At 65.3% G+C, this 18,950-nt stretch carries 21 protein-coding genes; 18 read left to right on the forward strand and 3 right to left on the reverse strand.

The window, feature by feature from the left end; all coding sequences use genetic code 11:
- Window positions 1-19 precede the first annotated feature (19 nt).
- Complete coding sequence (locus ACQR1X_RS19375) at window positions 20-409, reverse strand: thioredoxin (protein WP_315805523.1); 390 nt, start codon at window positions 407-409, stop codon at window positions 20-22.
- Window positions 410-530: 121 nt separating this feature from the next.
- Between ACQR1X_RS19375 and ACQR1X_RS19380 the strand changes: the two genes are divergently transcribed.
- Entirely contained in the window at window positions 531-1,265 is a 735-nt protein-coding gene (locus ACQR1X_RS19380) for a cytochrome c biogenesis CcdA family protein (protein WP_316237062.1), read from the forward strand.
- On the opposite strand, the gene ACQR1X_RS19385 is transcribed toward ACQR1X_RS19380, so the two are convergent.
- Entirely contained in the window at window positions 1,266-1,982 is a 717-nt protein-coding gene (locus ACQR1X_RS19385) for a hypothetical protein (RefSeq protein ID WP_434899398.1), read from the reverse strand.
- A gap of 108 nt (window positions 1,983-2,090) precedes the next feature.
- Here ACQR1X_RS19385 and ACQR1X_RS19390 point away from each other — a divergent pair, with 108 nt between their 5' ends.
- From ACQR1X_RS19390 to ACQR1X_RS19470, 17 genes are all read left to right on the forward strand, one after another.
- Window positions 2,091-2,681: a thioredoxin family protein gene (locus ACQR1X_RS19390; protein ID WP_315805485.1), complete on the forward strand. Its 591-nt coding sequence runs from the start codon at window positions 2,091-2,093 to the stop codon at window positions 2,679-2,681.
- 129 nt (window positions 2,682-2,810) lie between these two features.
- A complete protein-coding gene (soxX, locus tag ACQR1X_RS19395; RefSeq protein WP_315805484.1) occupies window positions 2,811-3,254 on the forward strand; it encodes a sulfur oxidation c-type cytochrome SoxX in 444 nt (147 codons plus the stop codon).
- A gap of 20 nt (window positions 3,255-3,274) precedes the next feature.
- On the forward strand, window positions 3,275-3,727 hold the full coding sequence (soxY, locus tag ACQR1X_RS19400; protein ID WP_315805483.1) for a thiosulfate oxidation carrier protein SoxY: 453 nt from the start codon (window positions 3,275-3,277) through the stop codon (window positions 3,725-3,727).
- An 18-nt stretch (window positions 3,728-3,745) separates the two neighbouring features.
- The gene (gene soxZ / locus ACQR1X_RS19405; RefSeq protein ID WP_315718309.1) at window positions 3,746-4,072 is read left to right on the forward strand and encodes a thiosulfate oxidation carrier complex protein SoxZ; all 327 of its coding nucleotides are present in this window, start codon (window positions 3,746-3,748) and stop codon (window positions 4,070-4,072) included.
- Between the two features lie 33 nt (window positions 4,073-4,105).
- On the forward strand, window positions 4,106-4,930 hold the full coding sequence (gene soxA, locus ACQR1X_RS19410; protein ID WP_434899399.1) for a sulfur oxidation c-type cytochrome SoxA: 825 nt from the start codon (window positions 4,106-4,108) through the stop codon (window positions 4,928-4,930).
- 24 nt (window positions 4,931-4,954) lie between these two features.
- A complete protein-coding gene (soxB, locus tag ACQR1X_RS19415) occupies window positions 4,955-6,649 on the forward strand; it encodes a thiosulfohydrolase SoxB (RefSeq protein ID WP_434899400.1) in 1,695 nt (564 codons plus the stop codon).
- 5 nt (window positions 6,650-6,654) lie between these two features.
- Window positions 6,655-7,938, forward strand: a complete 1,284-nt coding sequence (gene soxC / locus ACQR1X_RS19420; protein WP_316217966.1) for a sulfite dehydrogenase — start codon at window positions 6,655-6,657, stop codon at window positions 7,936-7,938.
- Complete coding sequence (locus ACQR1X_RS19425; RefSeq protein WP_315805479.1) at window positions 7,877-8,635, forward strand: c-type cytochrome; 759 nt, start codon at window positions 7,877-7,879, stop codon at window positions 8,633-8,635. The genes soxC and ACQR1X_RS19425 overlap by 62 nt, the downstream gene beginning before the upstream one ends.
- A gap of 26 nt (window positions 8,636-8,661) precedes the next feature.
- The gene (locus ACQR1X_RS19430; RefSeq protein WP_434899487.1) at window positions 8,662-9,096 is read left to right on the forward strand and encodes a hypothetical protein; all 435 of its coding nucleotides are present in this window, start codon (window positions 8,662-8,664) and stop codon (window positions 9,094-9,096) included.
- A 10-nt stretch (window positions 9,097-9,106) separates the two neighbouring features.
- A complete protein-coding gene (locus tag ACQR1X_RS19435; RefSeq protein ID WP_316217965.1) occupies window positions 9,107-10,009 on the forward strand; it encodes an alpha/beta hydrolase in 903 nt (300 codons plus the stop codon).
- Between the two features lie 8 nt (window positions 10,010-10,017).
- Entirely contained in the window at window positions 10,018-10,458 is a 441-nt protein-coding gene (locus tag ACQR1X_RS19440; RefSeq protein WP_409997992.1) for a DsrE family protein, read from the forward strand.
- Between the two features lie 68 nt (window positions 10,459-10,526).
- Entirely contained in the window at window positions 10,527-11,627 is a 1,101-nt protein-coding gene (locus ACQR1X_RS19445) for a YeeE/YedE family protein (RefSeq protein WP_315805477.1), read from the forward strand.
- 408 nt (window positions 11,628-12,035) lie between these two features.
- Window positions 12,036-13,724, forward strand: coding sequence for a methyl-accepting chemotaxis protein (locus ACQR1X_RS19450; protein WP_434899401.1), 1,689 nt, complete (start codon window positions 12,036-12,038; stop codon window positions 13,722-13,724).
- Window positions 13,725-14,196: 472 nt separating this feature from the next.
- Entirely contained in the window at window positions 14,197-14,739 is a 543-nt protein-coding gene (locus ACQR1X_RS19455; protein WP_315805520.1) for a YeeE/YedE thiosulfate transporter family protein, read from the forward strand.
- A gap of 10 nt (window positions 14,740-14,749) precedes the next feature.
- A complete protein-coding gene (locus ACQR1X_RS19460) occupies window positions 14,750-15,307 on the forward strand; it encodes a YeeE/YedE thiosulfate transporter family protein (protein ID WP_315805475.1) in 558 nt (185 codons plus the stop codon).
- Between the two features lie 48 nt (window positions 15,308-15,355).
- Window positions 15,356-15,697, forward strand: a complete 342-nt coding sequence (locus ACQR1X_RS19465) for a rhodanese-like domain-containing protein (RefSeq protein ID WP_315805474.1) — start codon at window positions 15,356-15,358, stop codon at window positions 15,695-15,697.
- Window positions 15,698-15,958: 261 nt separating this feature from the next.
- Window positions 15,959-17,926, forward strand: a complete 1,968-nt coding sequence (locus tag ACQR1X_RS19470) for a methyl-accepting chemotaxis protein (RefSeq protein WP_315805473.1) — start codon at window positions 15,959-15,961, stop codon at window positions 17,924-17,926.
- A 101-nt stretch (window positions 17,927-18,027) separates the two neighbouring features.
- Here the strand turns inward: ACQR1X_RS19470 and ACQR1X_RS19475 are convergent, their stop codons facing one another.
- A complete protein-coding gene (locus ACQR1X_RS19475) occupies window positions 18,028-18,867 on the reverse strand; it encodes an SDR family NAD(P)-dependent oxidoreductase (protein ID WP_434899402.1) in 840 nt (279 codons plus the stop codon).
- Window positions 18,868-18,950: the final 83 nt, after the last annotated feature.

Raw genomic sequence — 18,950 nt, forward strand, 5'->3', positions numbered from 1 at the left:
CGGGATCCCTCGGTTGGCGTCAGGAGCGGGCCGGCGCCCCGCTTGTAGCATTCATTATACGACCCAGCATCCCAAAGAAAAACGCGTCGCCGGGATAGCCGCGGATGCGTCCGATCTCGCGGCCCTGATCGACCACCACGAAGGTCGGGGTGAACGCTCCCGGATCGATACCGGACAGGTCCGTCGGCAGCGGCTTGGCAAGGTCGACCCGTCGCAGCGGCAGCGCGCGCCCCTCGTCAGTCTTGTCGTAGATCGGACCGATTTCCGCGTTGAAGCGGGCGCACCAGCCGCAGCCCGGACGTTCGAACATCACGAGCTCGGAGGCGAAAGCCGGCGACGAGAGGCAAATGCCGGTCACCACCGCTCCTGCGAGCGTTGCGAATCCGCGCGATGCAGTTCTGCCGGTCATGCCGAGATCCTCTCTGGACTTGTCGGCCAATCTATCATTAAATTCGAATATGTACTAGTGCGCGATTTCCGAATCCCGCCCGGTAGGCCGGGCACGCAGCGCTGGCCGACCGGGAGGAAAGATGGATCTCGACGTCACGCTGGGCGCCGCGCTGGCCGCGGGTCTGTTGTCGTTTCTGTCACCGTGCATTCTGCCGCTGGTCCCGCCGTTCCTGTGCTACATGGCCGGCGTCTCGGCGGCCGACGCGATCGGCGAAACCAGCATGGCCCAGCGGCGGCGGACGGTGCTGACGGCGCTGTGCTTCGTCGGCGGTTTTTCGCTGGTGTTCGTCGGTCTCGGCGCCACCGCCTCGGTGTTCGGACGGTTCATCGCCGGCCATCTCAGCCAGCTCGGCATCCTCGCCGGCCTCGTCATCATCATGATGGGGCTGCACTTCCTCGGGGTGCTCCGGATTCCGCTGCTGTACCGGAGCGCGACGATCGACGTCGGACGCAAGCCGGCCGGCCTGCTCGGTGCGTTCGTGATGGGACTGGCCTTCGCCTTCGGCTGGACGCCGTGCGCGGGGCCGGTCCTGGCCGCCGTGCTGATGATGGCCGGCGCGGAGGCGACGGTGGGGAAGGGCGCGCTGCTGCTCGCCGCCTACTCGGTCGGGACCGGCATCCCGTTCCTGATCGCCGCTGCCTTTACGGGGCAGTTCATGACCATGCTCAAGGGCATCAAGCCGCATCTCCCCCTGGTCGAGAAGACGATGGGCGGCTTTCTCGTCCTGACCGGCGCTGCCTTTCTCGCCGGCGTGATCCCACGGATGTCGGAATGGATCTTCGAGCGCTTTCCGTCGCTCGCCACCATCGGCTGATCAGCCGAAGCGGAAGTCCAATAGATTGACGAAGGACTGCAGTTCGATCGCATAGCGATGCACCAGGCCGGCGTCGCTCTCGCGCGCAGCGCGGCCGATCTCGTTGGCACTCGTCGTGGCGCCGTCGATCAGGCGGCGGAATTCGGCCTGGCTCGCCACGTCGGGCGTGGCGAGGCCGTTGCAGCGTTGCAGCCGGTCGCGCAGCGCTGTGCCGGCCTGGACGACCTCGCCAGGCTCGGCCTTGCCCGCTGCGAACCGCGCCGCGGCGTTGCGCAACGCGTCCATGACGGGTGACAGGTCGAACACGCAATCACTGAGCTCGACCACGCCGGCGTCCTGCCTCAGGGCGTGAAGCGACCGGCGCAACGCGGCAATGGCCGCCGCAGCGCGTGCCCCGTCACCTGCGGTCAGCGCTTCGTCCGCCTGCTTCAGGCGATCGTTGCCGGTGGCGATCAGCTCTGCAAAGGATCTGGCCGAATAGGGCGCATGGGAGCGCTCGGCGAGCCGGCTGAGCCTGCCCCAGGCGATCCGGGCGTCGTCGAGCTCGATCTGCGCCAAGCCCACATTGCCGGTGCGGCCATAGCTCGCGGCTGTGCGCAGGCTGGCCATCGCCGAGTGCATGAAGGCAGCAACATCCGCGTTCCCTTCGGCGTGCCCACGGACGCCATGCGTGAGGCATGACAGCACGAGCGACAGCATCATGACGCGGCGCAGCATCGAATGTCCTTTTCACATTCTGTTATTCGAATATCATGTATCGAAATTCCGTGGACTTGGCAAAGTGGACTTGGTGCCAGTGACTTGGCAAAGCGCGCGAGCAGGCTGATGACGACGAACCGGACGATGACACGGCGCAATCTGGTTGCGCTGCTGCCTGCCGCGGCGGCGGTCGGCCTGGCCTCAGCGCCGGCGCAGGCCGACGCGGTGCTGGGCGACGACGGGCTCTATCACCAGTCCTGGTTTCTCAACAGCTTCCTGGACCTGCGCGAGGATCTCGAAAGCGCGGCATCGGAAGGCAAACGGCTTGCGATCATGTGGGAGCTGCGCGGCTGCCCGTATTGCCGCGAGACGCATCTGGTGAACTTTGCCGATCAAGAGATCGCGGACTACATCCGTGCCAATTTCGAAGTGCTGCAGCTCAACCTGCTCGGCGCGCGCAAGGTGATCGACTTCGACGGCAAGGAGCTCGCCGAGAAGGAGCTCGCCGAGCGCTACGCGATCCGCTTCACGCCGACGTTCCAGTTCTTTCCGCCATCGGCCGAGGGCGTCTCTACGAAGGAGCCGCTCGCGCGCGAGGTGGCGCGCGCGCCGGGCTATCTCAAGCCGCCGCATTTCCTCGCAATGTTCCGCTTCGTGCGCGAGAGGGCCTATGAGCGCGGCACATTCCGCGACTATCTCGCTTCGACCAAGGGTTGAGTGCACTGCGGCATCGAAATACGCTTGACACCAATCACATTATCAAATCATAATTCTTGAATATGATGGATCGTAAGTCCGTCGTGTCATCGTAAGGCGAGGGGACGCCTCGTCGGTCAGGGTGGAAACATGCGCCGTTTGATTCCGGCCGCCTTGCTGTGCGTGTTGCTGTCGGCAACCGCGCGAGGTGACGAGCCGATCAGGCTCGATGTCGTCGACTACGCCATTCCGAAATCGCTGACGGGCGCGCCCGGCAATGCCGATGCCGGCAAGAAGGTGTTCTTGACGCGGACGCTGGGCAATTGCCTCGCCTGCCATCAGGTGTCGTCGCTGAAGTCGGAAGAGTTTCACGGCGAGTTCGGTCCGTCGCTCGACGGCGTCGCGACCCGCTACAACACGGCGCAACTGCGCCTGATCGTCGCCGATCCCAAGCGCATCTTCACCGACACGGTGATGCCCGCCTTCTACAAGAACGACGGACTCAATCGCGTCAGGCCTGAGTTCGTCGGCAAACCCGTCCTCACCGCCGCGCAGGTCGAGGACGTCGTCGCCTATCTCGAAACATTGAAATAACCGCCTCTGGAGGATGATGCATGGGCGCAATCAACAGACGACAGGCGTTCCTTCTCGGCGGCGGTTTCGTCGCTTTGACGGTGCTGCCGATGGCCGCCAACGCCGAGCCGAGCAACGACGCGGCCGAGATGATCAAGAAGTTCACCGGCGGCAAGGAAGCGGCCAAGGGCAAGATCACGCTCGATCTGCCTGAGATCGCCGAGAACGGCAACACCGTGCCGCTCGCGCTCTCGGTCGAAAGCCCGATGACCGCCGAGAACTACGTCAAGGAAGTGCTGTTCGTGGCCGACGGCAATCCGAACGGCGGCGTCGCCACGCTGATGTTCACGCCGATGTCCGGCAAGGCCGAGGCGTCGATCCGTATCCGTCTGGCGCAGACCCAGAACGTGATCGCGGTCGCGAAGATGAGTGACGGTTCGCTCTTCACAGAGCGCAAGACCGTCAAGGTCACCATCGGCGGCTGCGGCGGCTGAGACAGGGGAGAGACTGATATGGCAGACAAGCCGCGCATCAAGCTTCCGAAGGAAGCCAAGAAGGGCGAGATCATCCAGATCAAGACGCTGGTCTCGCACCTGATGGAATCGGGTCAGCGCAAGGATGCGCAGGGCAAGCCGATCCCACGCAAGATCATCAACAAGTTCACCTGCGAGTTCAACGGCAAGCCGGTGTTCTCCTGCGCGCTGGAGCCGGCGATCTCCGCCAACCCGTACATCCAGTTCGACGCAAGGATCGACGAGGAAGGCACGTTCAAGTTCGCGTGGACGGATGACGATGGCTCCGTCGTGACGGCCGAAGAGAAGATCGCGTTGAAGGCCTGACCGGCAGCGTGTGATCGCTAGGAGGAGTGACGGATGTCCATTCGCTACGGTTCTCTCGCCGTCCTGGCGTCGGCCGCGCTGGCCCTGTCGGCCATCGCGACGTACGGCCAGGAGGCCGAACGGAAGGGCATTCCGGCGCCTCCCGGCCACGTCTTCAAGACCATCATCTCGGGCTATCAGTTCCGCACCAAGGAAACGCGCGCGCTCCAGGATGACGATCTGGAGAATCCCGGTTTCCTCGCGGTGGAGCGCGCCGCCGACGTCTGGAAGACGGTCGACGGCGGCGAAGGCAAGTCGTGCATGAGCTGCCACGGCGAGGCGGAAAAGACCATGAAGGGCGTCGGCGCGGCCATGCCCAAATGGAGCGAGAAGCTCAACAAGCCGGTCAATCTCGAGCAGCAGATCAACATCTGCCGCGCCGAGCATATGAAGGCGCAGCCCTGGCCGTTCAAGTCCAAGGAGCTGACGGATATGACGACCTTCATCCGCTATCAGTCGCGCGGCATGCCTGTGGCGGTGAAGACCGACGGACCGATGTCGCCGTGGTTCGAGAAGGGCAAGGAGATCTACTACACGCGGGTCGGCCAGCTCGATCTCGCCTGCGCCTCCTGCCACGAGAAGAACAACGGCAAGTTCATGCGCGCCGATTTTCTGAGCCAAGGCCAGACCAACGGCTTTCCGACCTACCGGCTGCGCGATCAGCGCCTGGTCCCGCTGCACGAACGGTTCGAGGGCTGCATGTTCGACGTTCGTGGCGTGCCCTACAAGCCGCTGTCGGACGAGTTCCTCGCGCTCGAAATCTACGTCGCCTGGCGCGGCATCGGGCTTCCCGTCGAGACACCGTCGGTCCGCAACTAGCCGCGGCCACAAGGAAGACACATCATGATATCGCGTCGCGAATTCGTTCAGGTCGCATTGGCGGCGGCTGCCTTGACGGGTGGCTCCGGTCTTGCGGGTGCGACCCGCGCCTTTGCTCAGCAGAAGCTGACCGAGAAGGAGCTGCTGGCGTTCGATCCGGTCGGCAACGTCACCTTGGTGCATGTCACCGACATCCACGGCCAGCTGATGCCGCTGTATTTCCGCGAGCCGTCGACCAATCTCGGCGTCGGTGACGCCAAGGGCCAGCCGCCGCATGTCACCGGCAAGGATTTCCTCACCCGCTTCGGCATCGCGCCGGGCTCGTCGTCGGCCTATGCGCTGACCTCGGAGGATTTCGAGGCGCTCGCCAAGACGTACGGGCGGATCGGCGGGCTCGACCGCGCCGCCACCGTCATCAAGGCCATCCGCGCCGAGCGCGGCGACAAGGTCGTGCTGCTCGACGGCGGCGATACCTGGCAGGGATCCTGGACGTCGCTGAAGACCCGCGGCCAGGACATGATCGACTGCATGGCGCTGCTGAAGCCGGATGCGATGACCGGGCATTGGGAGTTCACCTACGGCACCGAGCGCGTCAAGCAGGCGGTCGATGGTTTGGGCTTCCCCTTCCTCGGCCTCAACATCCGCGACACCGAATGGAACGAGCCGGCGTTCGAAGCCTCGACGATGATCGAGCGCGGCGGCGTCAAGATCGCGGTGCTCGGCCAGGCCTTCCCGTACACGCCGGTCGCCAATCCCCGCTGGATGATTCCGAACTGGTCGTTCGGCGTGCGCGAGGAGGATGTTCAGACCCAGGTCGACAAGGCGCGCAAGGACGGCGCCGGCCTCGTGGTGCTGCTGTCACACAACGGCTTCGACGTCGACCGCAAGCTGGCCAGCCGCGTCAAGGGTCTCGACGTCATTCTCACGGGTCACACCCATGATGCATTGCCTGAAGCGGTCAAGGTCGGCAAGACACTGCTGATCGCGTCGGGGTCGTCCGGCAAGTTCGTCTCGCGGCTAGATCTCGACGTCAAGGACGGCGAGGTGAAGGGCTATCGTTACAAGCTGATCCCGCTGTTCTCCGACGTGATCACGCCGGACCCGGCGATGGCGGCGAAGATCGCCGAGGTGCGCAAGCCGTTTGCCGCCGATCTTGCCCGCCCGCTGGGACGGACCGAGACGCTGCTGTATCGCCGCGGCAATTTCAACGGCACATTCGACGACCTGATCTGCCAGGCGCTGCTGCAGGAACGCGATGCCGAGATCGCGCTGTCGCCGGGCTTCCGCTGGGGTACAAGCGTGATGCCGGGCCAGGACATCACCTTCGAGGACGTCACCAACGCCACCGCGATCACCTATCCCGCTGTCTATCGCATGGGCATGACCGGCACGCGGCTGAAGGAGATCATCGAGGACGTCGCCGACAACCTGTTCAACGTCGATCCCTACTACCAGCAGGGCGGCGACATGGTCCGCATCGGCGGCATGTCCTATGCCATCGACGTCAACAAGCCGCAGGGACGGCGCATCTCCGACATGCGCCTGATCAAGACCGGCGCCGCGATCGATCCGGCGCGCGAGTATCAGGTCGCGGGCTGGGCCAGCGTCAACGAAGGCACGCAGGGGCCGCCGATCTGGGAGGTCGTGTCGAGCTATCTGCAGCGCCAGAAAACCGTTCGTCTCGAGCCCAACCGGGCCGTCAAAGTCTCCGGAGTGTGACGACGATGTCCAAGGACAAATCACTTCCCTCAGCCCCACGCGCCTCGCGTCGTGGTTTCCTGACTGCGGCCGGCGGTCTCGCCGCCACCGCGCTGGCCTCGCAGGCGCGAGCCGGCGCCGGCAATCCCGCCAACCAGCCGCCGAACGTGCCGGAATGGACGCGCACCCTCGGCGAGGGCGTCGCCGTCCGGCCCTACGGCAAGCCGTCGAAGTTCGAGAAGGACGTCGTCCGCCGCGACGTCGAATGGCTGACGGCTTCGCGCGAATCCTCGGTCAGCTTCACGCCGCTGCACGAGCTGGAAGGCATCATCACGCCGAACGGACTGTGCTTCGAACGCCATCACGGCGGCGTGGCCGACGTGGATCCGGCCGATCACCGGCTGATGATCCACGGCCTGGTCGAGCGGCCGCTGCTGCTGTCGCTCGACGAGCTCAAGCGCTATCCGCGCGTCAACCGCATCCACTTCATGGAATGCGCCGCCAACTCCGGCATGGAGTGGCGCGGCGCCCAGCTCAACGGCTGCCAGTTCACGCACGGCATGATCCACTGCGTGCAATATACCGGCGTCTCGCTGCGCACCCTGCTCGAAGAGGCCGGCGTCAAGACCAACGGCAAATGGCTGCTGGTGGAGGGCGCCGACTCCGCGTCGATGGATCGCAGCCTGCCGATCGAGAAGGCGCTCGACGACTGCATCATCGCCTACAAGATGAACGGCGAGGCGCTGTATCCCGAGCAGGGCTATCCGATGCGCCTGGTCGTACCCGGATGGCAGGGCAATCTCTGGGTCAAATGGCTGCGCCGCATCAAGGTCGGCGACCAGCCCTGGCACACCCGCGAGGAGACCTCGAAGTACACGGATCTCTTGCCGAACGGCAAGGCGCGACGCTTCACCTGGGCGATGGATGCGAAGTCGGTGATCACGAGCCCGAGCCCGCAGGCGCCGATCAAGCATGGCAAGGGCTTTACGATCGTGTCGGGCCTGGCGTGGTCGGGCAACGGCAAGGTCAAGCGCGTCGACGTCTCGCTCGATGGCGGCCGCAACTGGTGGCCGGCGCGGATCGACGGCCCGGTGCTCGACAAGGCGCTGACGCGCTTCTACTACGAGTTCGACTGGAACGGCGAGCCGCTGCTCTTGCAGTCGCGGGTCCAGGACGAGACCGGCTACGTCCAGCCGTCCAAGGCCGAACTGCGCAAGGTGCGCGGCTACAATTCCATCTATCACAACAATGGCATCCAGACCTGGCACGTGCAGGCAAACGGTGAGGTCGAGAATGTCGAGGTCGCCTAAGCTCATCATTGCCGCCGCAGCGCTCGCAACCCTTGCGGGCTCGGTGGCATTCGCCGGCGGCCCGGGCGAGAAGACTGAGGCCAAGATTGATGTAAAGGCGCCGCAGCGCTTCAACATCGGCCGAGCTCCGAGCGCCGAGGAGATTCGCGGCTGGGATATCGACGTGCGTCCGGACGGACAGGGGCTGCCCGTCGGCAAGGGCACCGTCGCCCAGGGCGAGAAGCTGTTCATGGACAATTGCGCCAGTTGCCATGGCGAATTCGGCGAGGGCGCCGGCCGCTGGCCGGTGCTTGCCGGCGGCAAGGGATCGCTGACATCAGACAATCCGGTCAAGACGGTCGGCTCCTACTGGCCCTATGCCTCGACGCTGTTCGACTACGTCCGCCACGCGATGCCGTTCGGCAGCCCGCAGTCGCTGAAGGTCGACGAGTACTATGCGCTGGTCGCCTATGTGCTCTATCTGAACGACGTGATCACCGATCAGAACTTCGAGCTGAGCAACAGCAATCTCGCCACGATCAAGATGCCGAACGAGGGCGGGTTCATCATGGATGACCGGGCCACGAGCGAGAAGGCGTTCTGGCAGAAGGATCCCTGCATGAAGAACTGCATCGCGCCGGTCAAGATCACCGGACGCGCGACGGCGGTCGACGTCACGCCGGAAGAAAAGGACGGCAAGCCGCGAGGCGTCGAGTGAGGATTGCCGGATGCAGCCGCCGCGAGATGCTGTTGGCGGCCGCATCCGTCGCCCTGGCCGGAAGCGGGGTTGCATCCATCGCCGCTGCAGCCGAGCCACATAGGCTCGCGTTGCAGATCAGCGACGAGGATACGGCCAAGATGCGCGCGGTGCTCGACGTCGCCGCGAATGTCTCCCGCCACTATTCGGGCGAGGGCGCGGAGGTCGAGATCGTGATCGTCGCGTTCAATGGCGGCCTCGACATGCTGCTGGCCGACCGCTCGCCGGTGAAGGAGCGGGTGCTCGGCTTCGCCAAGTCGATGCCCAATGTGAGCTTCATCGCCTGCGGCAATACCTTGGAGACGCTCGCGAGCAAGGAGGGACGGCGGCCGCCTCTGCTCGATGGTGTCACGGTGGTCAAGACCGGGGTCGCGACCCTGCTGGAGCTGTCCGAGAAGAACTGGACGATCGTGCGTCCCTGAGGAATTTGCGATGCGGTGGTGGCTCGCTCTTGTCGTCTCGTTCATTGCGTCGATCGCATTCGCGGCCGAGGAGCCGCGCGAACTCACGATCGGCGGGCGTACGGCGCTCGGCACGCTCCGACTGCCGGCGCAGTCTGGACCGGATGTGCCGCTGGTGCTGATGACGCACGGCACGCTCGCGCACAAGGACATGGAGACCATCCAGGGCCTGTCCAAGGCGTTGGCCGAGCGGGGCATCGCCTCGCTCGCGCACAATCTCGTGCTCGGTCTCGATCGCCGCACCGGCATGTACGATTGTGCCAAACCCCATGACTATGTGACGGACGATGCGGTCGTGGAGATCACCGCGTGGCTGAGCGAAGCGCGCAAGACGTCGTCGCACGTCTTCGTCCTCGGACATTCGCGCGGCGCCAATCAGGTCGCGCGCTATCTAGCCGCCAATCCCAAGGCCGCGGTCGACGGTGCGATCCTCCTGGCGCCGGCGACGGCGAGCATCGAGACCGGCTTGAGAGACGCCTATGCGGAGAGCTACGGCCAGCGATTGGCGCCGCTGCTCGACAAGGCCGAGGCTGCGATCGCCGCCGGGCGCGGCGGTGATTGGATGTCGGTGCCGGGCTTCATCTATTGCCGCGATGCCAAGGTGACGGCGCGCGCATTCGCAGCATTCTATCGCGCCGACCGGCGCCAGGATACGGCGGCGCTGATCGCCGATGTGAGCCTGCCGGTTCTGGTGCTTGCGGCAGCGCAAGACAAGACGGTGCCGGACGTGGCAGCGTCGTTCGCGCCGCTGGCCTCACGCGCCGGCAGCCGTGTCCGACTGGAGACGATTGACGACGCAGATCACTTCTTTCGCGATCTCGCCGCCGAGGATGCCGCTGATCGCATCGCAGGATTCATTGCAGCCGCGCGCTAGGAGCCACCATGGAACGTCGATCTTTGATGCAAGCTGGTCTTGCCAGCCTGTTTGGAATCTTCGGTGTCAGCAGCGCACGCGCGGCGACGGAATCTCCGCGCCAGCGCGTCGCCTATCATCTCGCCGATCAGGACCGCGCCCTGTTCGTTCTCGGCAACCTCCAGAACCACGTCGATGGCACCGGAGGACCTGGACGCGCAGACATTCGCCTGGTGATCCACGGTCCGGGCTTGCGGGCCTTTCATGCGATTTCGGCCGACCAGACCATCTCGGCTCTGGCCGAGCGCCTCATGAAGGCCGGCGTCGGCTTCGAGGCCTGTGCGAACACCATGAAGGCGCAGGGCGTGAAGCTCGACGATCTCTTGCCGGGCTTTGCGGTGGCGGAGAAGGGCGGCGTCGTGCGCCTCACCGAGCTGCAGCAGAGTGGATACGCCTACCTGCGCCCGTGACGGGCACATGCGTCCTTGCCGATGCCGCCCGGCAGGTTGAGCGGCCGGCCTGAACGACGGGAGCGCCTGTGCTCACCGCATTGATCGACCTTCTGGGTGAGGAGCTGGTGTCGCTGCTGTGCGGGCTCGCGGCCGGCGGCGCGTTCGGCTTCTTCGCCCAGCGCAGCCGCTTCTGCCTCCGGGCGGCCACGATCGAGTTCGCGCGCGGGCAGGGCGGTCCGCGGCTGGCGGTGTGGCTCCTCACCTTCGCCTCGGCGCTGCTGGGCACCCAGGCGCTGGTGGCAATGGGCCTGCTCGACGTCTCCGAAGCGCGCCAGCTGGCGCAGCAGGGCAGCATTTCCGGCGCGATGATCGGCGGCACGCTGTTCGGCTGCGGCATGATCCTGGCGAGAGGCTGTGCCAGCCGTCTGCTGGTGCTCTCGGCCAACGGCAATCTGCGGGCGCTGCTGTCCGGCCTCATCTTCGCGGTGACGGCGCAGTCCGCCTATCGCGGCCTGCTCGCGCCGGCACGCGAGTGGCTCACCAATCTTTGGCTCGTCGACGGCGGACCGTCGCGCGACATCATGAGCCTGTTCGGCGGCGGTACGCCCGAGAAGCTCGGCTTCGGCATGCTGTGGTTCCTGGCCGGGCTCGCCGCCGTGTCGAAGTTTCAGGTTGGCCCGAAGATCCTGCGCTCGGCGGTGGCCGCGGGCGCGGCGGTCGCCGGGGGCTGGCTCCTCACCTATCAGCTCGGCCAGGCCTCGTTCTCGCCGGTGCCGCTGAAGAGCCTGACATTCAGCGGTCCTTCGGCGGAGCTGCTGATGCAGGTGCTCGCCAGCCCGCAACTGAAGCCGGGCTTCGATCTCGGCATCATTCCGGGTGTGTTCATCGGCTCGTTCGTTGCGGCCGCGCTGGCGCGCGAACTCAATCTCGAAGGCTTCTCGGATGGGCGCGGCATGCGCCGTTACATGATCGGCGCCGTCCTGATGGGATTCGGCGCGATGCTGGCGGGCGGCTGCGCCGTTGGCGCCGGCGTGACCGGGGCATCGGTGTTCGCGCTCACAGCGTGGATCGTGCTCGGTGGCATGTGGTTGGGTGCGGCCGTCACCGATTTTGTCGTCGACCGCTGGCTGTTCGCCACCAAGCCGGCGCAGAGCCCGGTTCAGTCGCCCTCCGCCATGCCTTCTTGAGGCATCCTGCGGAAGCGAGCCTGCCTCTGCCGAGCGGCATTGCAAATGCAGCGTCAAAGAGCAGCATTCATGAATCTCCGGTCACAGGCTCGTCGATGCCTGGTGTGTCGGCGCACTTCCAGCCTCTGACGAAAAATACTGTCTGATCAGATCGGATCGAACCTGAAGACACGCGTCTTTGCATCGTCACGCCGGCGCGCAGATCGCGTAGTCCGCGGTTGGCCACAGGAGATGCGTGCCGAACACGGCATTCGGACCATCACGCCCGAACATCACGTTGGTAGATCCCGGTCTGGAGATCCCGCATGTTAACCAATTTGCGAAGGTCGGGTGTTACCGTCGCGCGGGGGACGGCGCAATCATGCGGCGGACCGATACGAATCGCCGGGACGACGAAAGGCACGCGAGATGTCGCAACTCTCCATTCGAGCAAAGATGGCGGCCGTCATTGCGCTGCTGCTGGTGGCGATGTCCATCGTCGGATTGCTGGCCGTCCGCGGCATGCAGACAATCAATACGCATACCGAAATGATCGCCAAGAACTGGCTGCCAAGCGTGCGCGTGCTCGGCGAGTTGCGTTCGGCGATCAACCTCAATCGGGCGCAGCTCCGGGCTTACATGACGGCTGATACGACTGAGGAGAAGGACAATCTCGACCGCAACATGAAGGCAACGCTCGTCGTCATCGCGACGGCGCGCCGCTCCTATGAGGCGATGATCTCGTCGGCCGAGGAGCGCAGCCTGTTCGAGAGCTGGTCTCGGGGCTGGGAGCAATACGTCAAGGCTGCCGATGGTGTGCTCGAGGTGCTGCGCGCAGGGAACGGCAATACGACCAAGCAGGCGAGCGATCTGTTCAACAAGACGGTCCGGAGCGTCGCCAATCAGTCGGACGAATTTCTTCGGAAGCTGATTGACCTCAACAATCGTGGCGCCGACGCCGAAACCAAGATCGCCGCGGATGGCTATGCGGAGGCATTTGAATTGATGTCGACGGTCATCGTCCTTGCCGTTCTCGCCGGCGTCGGCATCGGAAGCTGGTTCGTTCGCGACATTTCCCGGTGCATCGCCTCCATCATCAGGCCGATGCAGGCGCTCGGTGAGGGCAACCTGGCGATGGAGATCCCCTATCGCGGCCAGAAGACCGAAGTAGGCATGATGGCCGACGCCCTGGAGGTCTTCAAGACCGCCCTGATTGCGAAGAAGCTGGCCGACGACATCGCTTCGAAAGAGGCGGAGGTGAAACTGGAACGCAGCCGGCGGCTCGACGAGATCACTGGCCGCTTCGAGGCCGTGGTCGGCGAGATCGTCGACACCGTGTCCACGGCATCGAGCACTCTGGAGGGTCACGCCGGCGGGCTCAGCAACACGGCGAGCCGAGCCCAGAACCTCGCCACGTCCGTCACCGCGGCTTCCGAGGAAGCCTGCACCAATGTGCAGTCGGTGGCATCTGCGACCGAGGAGCTCTCCGCGTCCGTCAACGAGATCAGCAGGCAAGTCCAGGATTCCGCCCGGATGGCCAATGAGGCGGTGGCACAGGCCCGCAAGACCAATGAACAGGTCAGCGAGCTTTCGAAGTCCGCTGCCCGCATCGGCGACGTCGTCGAGCTGATCAATACGATTGCCGGACAGACCAATCTGCTCGCGCTGAATGCAACGATCGAGGCCGCACGCGCCGGCGAGGCCGGCCGCGGATTTGCGGTGGTCGCATCCGAGGTCAAGGCGCTGGCCGAGCAGACGGCGAAGGCCACGGGCGAGATCGGCCAGCAGATCTCCGGCATCCAGTCCGCCACCCAGCAATCGGTCGGTGCCATCCGCGACATCAGCATCACCATCGAGAAATTGCAGGAGATTTCGTCGACGATCGCATCGGCCGTGGAGCAGCAGGGCGCCGCGACGCAGGAGATCTCGCGCAACGTCCAGCACGCGGCGGCGGGAACGCAGCAGGTCTCGGCCAACGTTGCGGATGTGCAGCGCGGCGCCGTCGATACCGGAACCGCCGCGTCCCAGGTGCTGTCCGCCGCGAAATCGCTGGCCGACGACAGTGCCAGACTGAGCATGGAAGTGAAGAAGTTCATCGCCGGCGTGAGAGCCGCCTAGGAGCTCGCAGCGACCGAGAGCCGCAGAGATCCGATCTCGCCGCCATTCGCCGGGCCGCGTCGGGGGTGCTGGACAGGTGCGCAGGCCCCGGCCACCCCTCGCCGGCCATCGCTTCTGCGTTGGCCTGCGAGCCCAATCTCGATGACTTCTCCCTGCGGCCGCGGCAAGCTGCGCGACCGAGTCGCGTGGTGGCGATGGGCTTGCGAGGCCCGCGCCGACATGAATAGAGCGCGTGGGGCCGCGGCGGATCAAGCTCCGCCGCGGCTTGCGCGGGGCTGCCGTTCCCGAAGTCGTCAGTGCCGCTGTTTCCTCGCCGTCACGCTACCGCAGAGCCCCGCCTCTTCACCTATCGGCATCGTCACCTATCGGCACCCGCTGAATATAATTGCATAAATTCGAATATATGTATATAGTGGCGTACGTCGGTCGCGGCGCTGGGCCGCGTCAGCAGGGAGGACCCGTCGTGGCAATGATGAACGACGTCATGGTCAAGGATCTGGGCACGTCCCGGGGGATCGACTGGTCGCCTTATCTGGTCGGCGCCGGCATCGGCATCCTCAGCTGGGTGGCCTTTGCCGGGTTCGGCGACCCGCTCGGCGTGACGACGGCGTTCTCGCGCATCGCGGCGCTGTTCGCCGCGCCGGTGATCGGATCCGACGCCGTCGCCGCCAACAGCTATTGGAAGTCGATGCCGCTGAAATGGGACTATGGCGTCTGGTTTCTGGTCGGCATTCCGCTCGGCGCATTCCTGTCGGCGGTCATCTCCGGCACGTGGCGCCTCGAGCTGGTGCCGGAGGTCTGGAGGGAGCGCTTTGGTCCGTCGGTGTTCAAGCGCTTCGTCGCTGCGTTTCTCGGCGGCATCGTCATCATGTATGGCGCGCGTCTGGCCGGCGGCTGCACCAGCGGACACGGCATTTCAGGCGGTCTGCAACTGGCGCTGTCGAGCTGGCTGTTCCTCGCCGTGATGTTCGCGACCGGCCTTTTCGTGTCGCGCCTCATGTTCCGCAAAGCGTAGGAGAAGGGCCATGACGTCGCTGATGAGCATCGCCGGCCCGCTGTTGATGGGCGCCGTGTTCGGCTATCTGCTACAGCAGGGCAAGGTCACGAGCTGCAACGTGATCGAGAATCAGTTCCGGCTGCGCGACTTCACCGTCTTGAAGGTGATGGGCACCGCGATCGTCGTCGGCGGCATCGGCGTGCTGCTGCTGGTCGACACCGGCAACACCAAATACTACGTCAAGGACGCCAACATGCTCGCGGTCGCGCTCGGCGCGGCGCTTTTCGGCATCGGCATGGTGGTCTACGGCTACTGCCCGGGCACCGCGCTCGGCGCCATCGCCAGCGGCAGCGTGCATGCCGCAGTCGGCGCTTTCGGCATGATCGTCGGCGCGATCCTCTACGCGCTGAGCTTCGACTGGGTGAAGGCCCACGTCCTGAATGTTTGGGCGCTCGGCAAGGTGCGGCTGCCCGACATCACCGGCGTGCCGGATGGCGTCTGGTTCGCCGCGCTCGCGATCGGCGCAGGTGCGTTCTTCTTCTGGGTCGAAGCGTCCGAGGCCAAGGCGAAGCGGACGCAGGGCTAGGCTGAGTCGCCCGAGTGCCCCTACGTCAAACAGTGAGAGGTTCCTCCCATGCTATCAGGACTGTTCAGCAGGTTGACAGGGTCGACCAGCGTGCCGGCGATCGAGCATGATGAGCTGGTGCGGGCGCATCAGCAGCGAAGCTGCGTCATCGTCGACGTGCGCGAGCCGCATGAGTTCAAGGGCGGCCACATCCCGGGCGCCGTCAATCACCCGCTGTCGCGTTTCGACCCGGGCAACCTCGTGCACGACAAGCCGGTGGTTCTGATCTGTCAGGCCGGCGGCCGCTCGGCCACCGCCCTGCGGCGGGCGCTGTCGGCCGGGCGGCAAGATATCCGCCACTATGCCGGCGGCATGAGCGGCTGGCGGGCGCGGGGCGGCCCTGTCGCGTAGGCTCGTACTGTCCGACCAGCCCGACATTCAGCGATGTCATGGCCTGAGATCGAAGATATGCGAAGTTGAACGTCGGCATGTCTGCAATCAAAGGGGATTGCGGCAGGTTAATAACAAGTCGGGGGACGGGAGTTTCGCTAGCAACGTCGCGCCGCCCCGTCGCGAGAGTTTGCTGTTAGTCCGCTACAATGGCTGACTCGTTCAGGAATAATTAGTTGCAGCGCTGCAATACTCGGACACCAGTCGACGTTCGAGGATCGCATGTTGAAGTTTGTTGGCTTGAGAACCCGGATCACCCTTTCTCTGGTGATCGGTGCGGCAGCGACGGCCCTCTTCGTGCTGCTGGTCGCCATGTGGATCATCGGCGGCATCATCGACCGCGCCAATGAGCGCGAACTCCACGCCCAATATGACGCCTTCAATTCGCGCCTGCAGCTGGAGTCGACCCGCGCGGAAGCGATGAGCGCGGTGGTCGCCAAGATCCCCGCGGTCCAGGACGCCATGGCGCAGAACGACCGCGACGCCTTGATGCGGCTGTTCGGTGCGGGCATGGCCAGCCTGAAAGCCGATTACGGTGTCGACCAGTTTCAGTTTCACACGCCGCCGGCGATGTCCTTCCTGCGGGTGCACCAGCCGGCCAAGTTCGGCGACGATCTGTCGGGATTCCGCAAGACGGTGGTGGCCGCCAACACCGACCGCAAGCCGATCGTCGGGCTGGAGGGCGGCGTTGCCGGCCTCGGCCTCCGCGGCGTCGTACCGATCGTTTCCGCCGGCAAACATCTGGGCTCAGTCGAGTTCGGCCTGACCTTTGGCCAAAACTTCTTCGACGAGTTCAAGCGCAGCCGCAGTGTCGACGTCGCGTTCCGCCTGGCTGGCGACACCGGCTTCAAGCTGTTCGCGACGACGATCGGGGAGACCTCCTTCTTCGCAAGCGGCGACTATCGGGAGGCGTCGGCCGGCGGCTTCCTGTCGCGCCAAGGACAGCTCAAAGGTGTTCCGGTCGTCGCGTTGCTGGGCCCGATCAAGGATTTCTCCGGCAAGCCGATCGGTGCCGTCGAGATCGTCATGGACAACAGCGAGTTCATCCAGGCTCGCAATCGCGCCGGGGCGTTGGCAATCGGGATGACGCTGGCCGGCCTCGTGCTGATCGCGCTCGCCGGGCTGTTGATCGCGCGCAGCATCTCCCGCCCGATCGTCCAGATGACGAGCGCGATGCGCGAGCTCGCCGACGGCAACCTGGACGTTCGCGTCCCGGCCGACTGGCGCAAGGACGAGGTCGGACAGATGGCACGCGCCGTTTCGATTTTCAGGGACAACGCCGTCCGGATGAGGGATCTGCAGGCGGAGCAGGAGAAGGCCCAGGCTCGTGCCGAGGAGGACCGGCGCCGCATGCTGATGGAGGTGGCCGATGGCTTCGAGGCCAGCGTCCGCGGCGTCGTCGACGCAGTGTCGGCTGCGGCCATCGAAATGGAGGCGACCGCCCGTTCGATGTCGGTGACGATCGATCAGTCGAAACAGCAGGCCCTGACGGTATCGCAGGCGTGCGGCTCCGCATCGGACAATGTCAACACCGTTGCCTCGGCGGCCGAAGAGCTGTCATCCTCGATGAACGAGATCAGCAAGACGCTCGAGCGTGCGTCGTCCGTGGTTCGCAAGGCGGCGGACGAAGGGCAGCAATCCAACGACAAGGTGCAGCGGCTCAACCTCGCGGCCGGCAAGATCGGCGAGGTCGTCGCGCTCATCACCCAGATCGCCAGCCAGACCAATCTGCTGGCGCTGAATGCGACGATCGAGGCCGCGCGCGCCGGCGAGTCGGGCAGGGGATTCGCCGTCGTGGCCAGCGAGGTGAAGACGCTGGCGACCCAAACGGCTAAGGCAACGGAAGAGATCGGGGCTCAGATCGCCGCGGTTCAGGCCGAAACCGCCGCTGCCGTCCACAGCATCGGCATGATTTGCGCCACGATCCAGGAGGTCGATGAGATCTCGACCATCATCGCCTCATCGATCGCGCAGCAGGACGCGGCGACCCGCGAGATCGCCGGCAGTGTGAACGTCGTTGCCGGCAAGACCCAGGACGTCACGCGCAACATCGCGGGCGTCACGTCCGGCGTCGTGCAGACCGGGCATGCCGCCAACGAGGTGCTGTCGGCGGCCGGCGAACTCGCGCAGCAGTCGACCCGGCTGCGCAGCGAGGTCAACCAGTTCCTGGCCCATATCAGAGCGGCCTGACCGCTCGTTGGGCGGCTGACGTATCAAGGTTGCCGACACGCCGATCGCTCCGGCGTATCCGCCACGGGCGCGAGCCGGGGCGGGGCCCCCTGTCCCGTGGCTCACGCCTGCTTCGCGGCCGCCTTCTCGAGCCGCTTCGCCATCACGCGCCAATAGGTGCCCGGCATGAACCGCTGCAGGAGATCCATGAAGCGGGCATCGCTGCCGATCAGGATGCGGGGCTCATTGCGCTCGATGCCCTGGATGATCCGCAACGCGGCGTCGCGTGGGCTGGTCCTGGCGAGCCGCTCGAACCGCTCGATGGCCTGCACGCGGCGCGCATTGTCGGTCATGCCGTGGCCAGCGCGAGCATTGCGCGCAATCGCCGTGGCGATCCCGCCGGGATGCACGACCGACAGCCGCACCGGACTGCCGGCGGCTGTGAGCTCGTGGCGCAGGCTCTCGGAAAATCCCCTTACCGCGAACTTTGCCGCGGCGTAGGCCGATTGGCCGGGCGGAGCGATGATGCCGAAGATCGAGGACAGGTTGACGACATGCGCTTCGCGCCGGCGCGAAAGATGTGGCAGGAACGCGCGCGTGCCGTGCACGACGCCCCAGAAATTGATGTTGAACAGCCAGTCCATCTCCGCCTGATCGATCTCGGCGAAGCTGCCGAACAGTGCCACGCCGGCATTGTTGACGACGATGTTGAGGCCGGGATGCGCGCGGGTCGCGTCCTCGGCGAACTGCGTGACCGCAACCACATCGCTGACGTCCAGCCGGTGCGTGGTCACCTTGCGGCCGCTTGCGGTGAGCTCGGCGGCGAGGCTTGCGAGGCCCGCCTCATCGCGATCGGCAAGTGCGAGATCGCAGCCGCGCGCCGCCAGCTCCTGCGCCAGCGCATGGCCAATACCGCTGGCTGCGCCTGTCACGGCGGCAGCTGCGCCTCGAATGATCGTCATTGTCGCTTCACTCCCCTGATGGACCGGTTCCACGTGCCTGGTTGAATTGCAGCTGGGTTTTCTGCCACTTTTTCTGATTGGAA

Origin of the sequence: Bradyrhizobium sp. HKCCYLRH3073 (assembly GCF_051167995.1) — a bacterium.
Taxonomy (GTDB): Bacteria; Pseudomonadota; Alphaproteobacteria; order Rhizobiales; family Xanthobacteraceae; genus Bradyrhizobium.

Bases quoted from the DNA above. Each gene is read 5' to 3' on its own strand.
- ACQR1X_RS19460 (WP_315805475.1), top strand. From the start codon at position 14,750: ATGACGTCGCTGATGAGCATCGCCGGCCCGCTGTTGATGGGCGCCGTG.
- ACQR1X_RS19465 (WP_315805474.1), top strand. From the start codon at position 15,356: ATGCTATCAGGACTGTTCAGCAGGTTGACAGGGTCGACCAGCGTGCCG.
- ACQR1X_RS19375 (WP_315805523.1), bottom strand. From the start codon at position 409: ATGACCGGCAGAACTGCATCGCGCGGATTCGCAACGCTCGCAGGAGCG.
- ACQR1X_RS19450 (WP_434899401.1), top strand. From the start codon at position 12,036: ATGTCGCAACTCTCCATTCGAGCAAAGATGGCGGCCGTCATTGCGCTG.
- ACQR1X_RS19380 (WP_316237062.1), top strand. From the start codon at position 531: ATGGATCTCGACGTCACGCTGGGCGCCGCGCTGGCCGCGGGTCTGTTG.
- ACQR1X_RS19455 (WP_315805520.1), top strand. From the start codon at position 14,197: ATGAACGACGTCATGGTCAAGGATCTGGGCACGTCCCGGGGGATCGAC.
- soxX (WP_315805484.1), top strand. From the start codon at position 2,811: ATGCGCCGTTTGATTCCGGCCGCCTTGCTGTGCGTGTTGCTGTCGGCA.
- ACQR1X_RS19470 (WP_315805473.1), top strand. From the start codon at position 15,959: ATGTTGAAGTTTGTTGGCTTGAGAACCCGGATCACCCTTTCTCTGGTG.
- soxA (WP_434899399.1), top strand. From the start codon at position 4,106: ATGTCCATTCGCTACGGTTCTCTCGCCGTCCTGGCGTCGGCCGCGCTG.
- soxC (WP_316217966.1), top strand. From the start codon at position 6,655: ATGTCCAAGGACAAATCACTTCCCTCAGCCCCACGCGCCTCGCGTCGT.
- soxZ (WP_315718309.1), top strand. From the start codon at position 3,746: ATGGCAGACAAGCCGCGCATCAAGCTTCCGAAGGAAGCCAAGAAGGGC.
- ACQR1X_RS19440 (WP_409997992.1), top strand. From the start codon at position 10,018: ATGGAACGTCGATCTTTGATGCAAGCTGGTCTTGCCAGCCTGTTTGGA.
- ACQR1X_RS19390 (WP_315805485.1), top strand. From the start codon at position 2,091: ATGACGACGAACCGGACGATGACACGGCGCAATCTGGTTGCGCTGCTG.
- ACQR1X_RS19435 (WP_316217965.1), top strand. From the start codon at position 9,107: ATGCGGTGGTGGCTCGCTCTTGTCGTCTCGTTCATTGCGTCGATCGCA.
- ACQR1X_RS19425 (WP_315805479.1), top strand. From the start codon at position 7,877: ATGGCATCCAGACCTGGCACGTGCAGGCAAACGGTGAGGTCGAGAATG.
- ACQR1X_RS19430 (WP_434899487.1), top strand. From the start codon at position 8,662: ATGCTGTTGGCGGCCGCATCCGTCGCCCTGGCCGGAAGCGGGGTTGCA.
- soxY (WP_315805483.1), top strand. From the start codon at position 3,275: ATGGGCGCAATCAACAGACGACAGGCGTTCCTTCTCGGCGGCGGTTTC.
- ACQR1X_RS19385 (WP_434899398.1), bottom strand. From the start codon at position 1,982: ATGCTGCGCCGCGTCATGATGCTGTCGCTCGTGCTGTCATGCCTCACG.
- ACQR1X_RS19475 (WP_434899402.1), bottom strand. From the start codon at position 18,867: ATGACGATCATTCGAGGCGCAGCTGCCGCCGTGACAGGCGCAGCCAGC.
- soxB (WP_434899400.1), top strand. From the start codon at position 4,955: ATGATATCGCGTCGCGAATTCGTTCAGGTCGCATTGGCGGCGGCTGCC.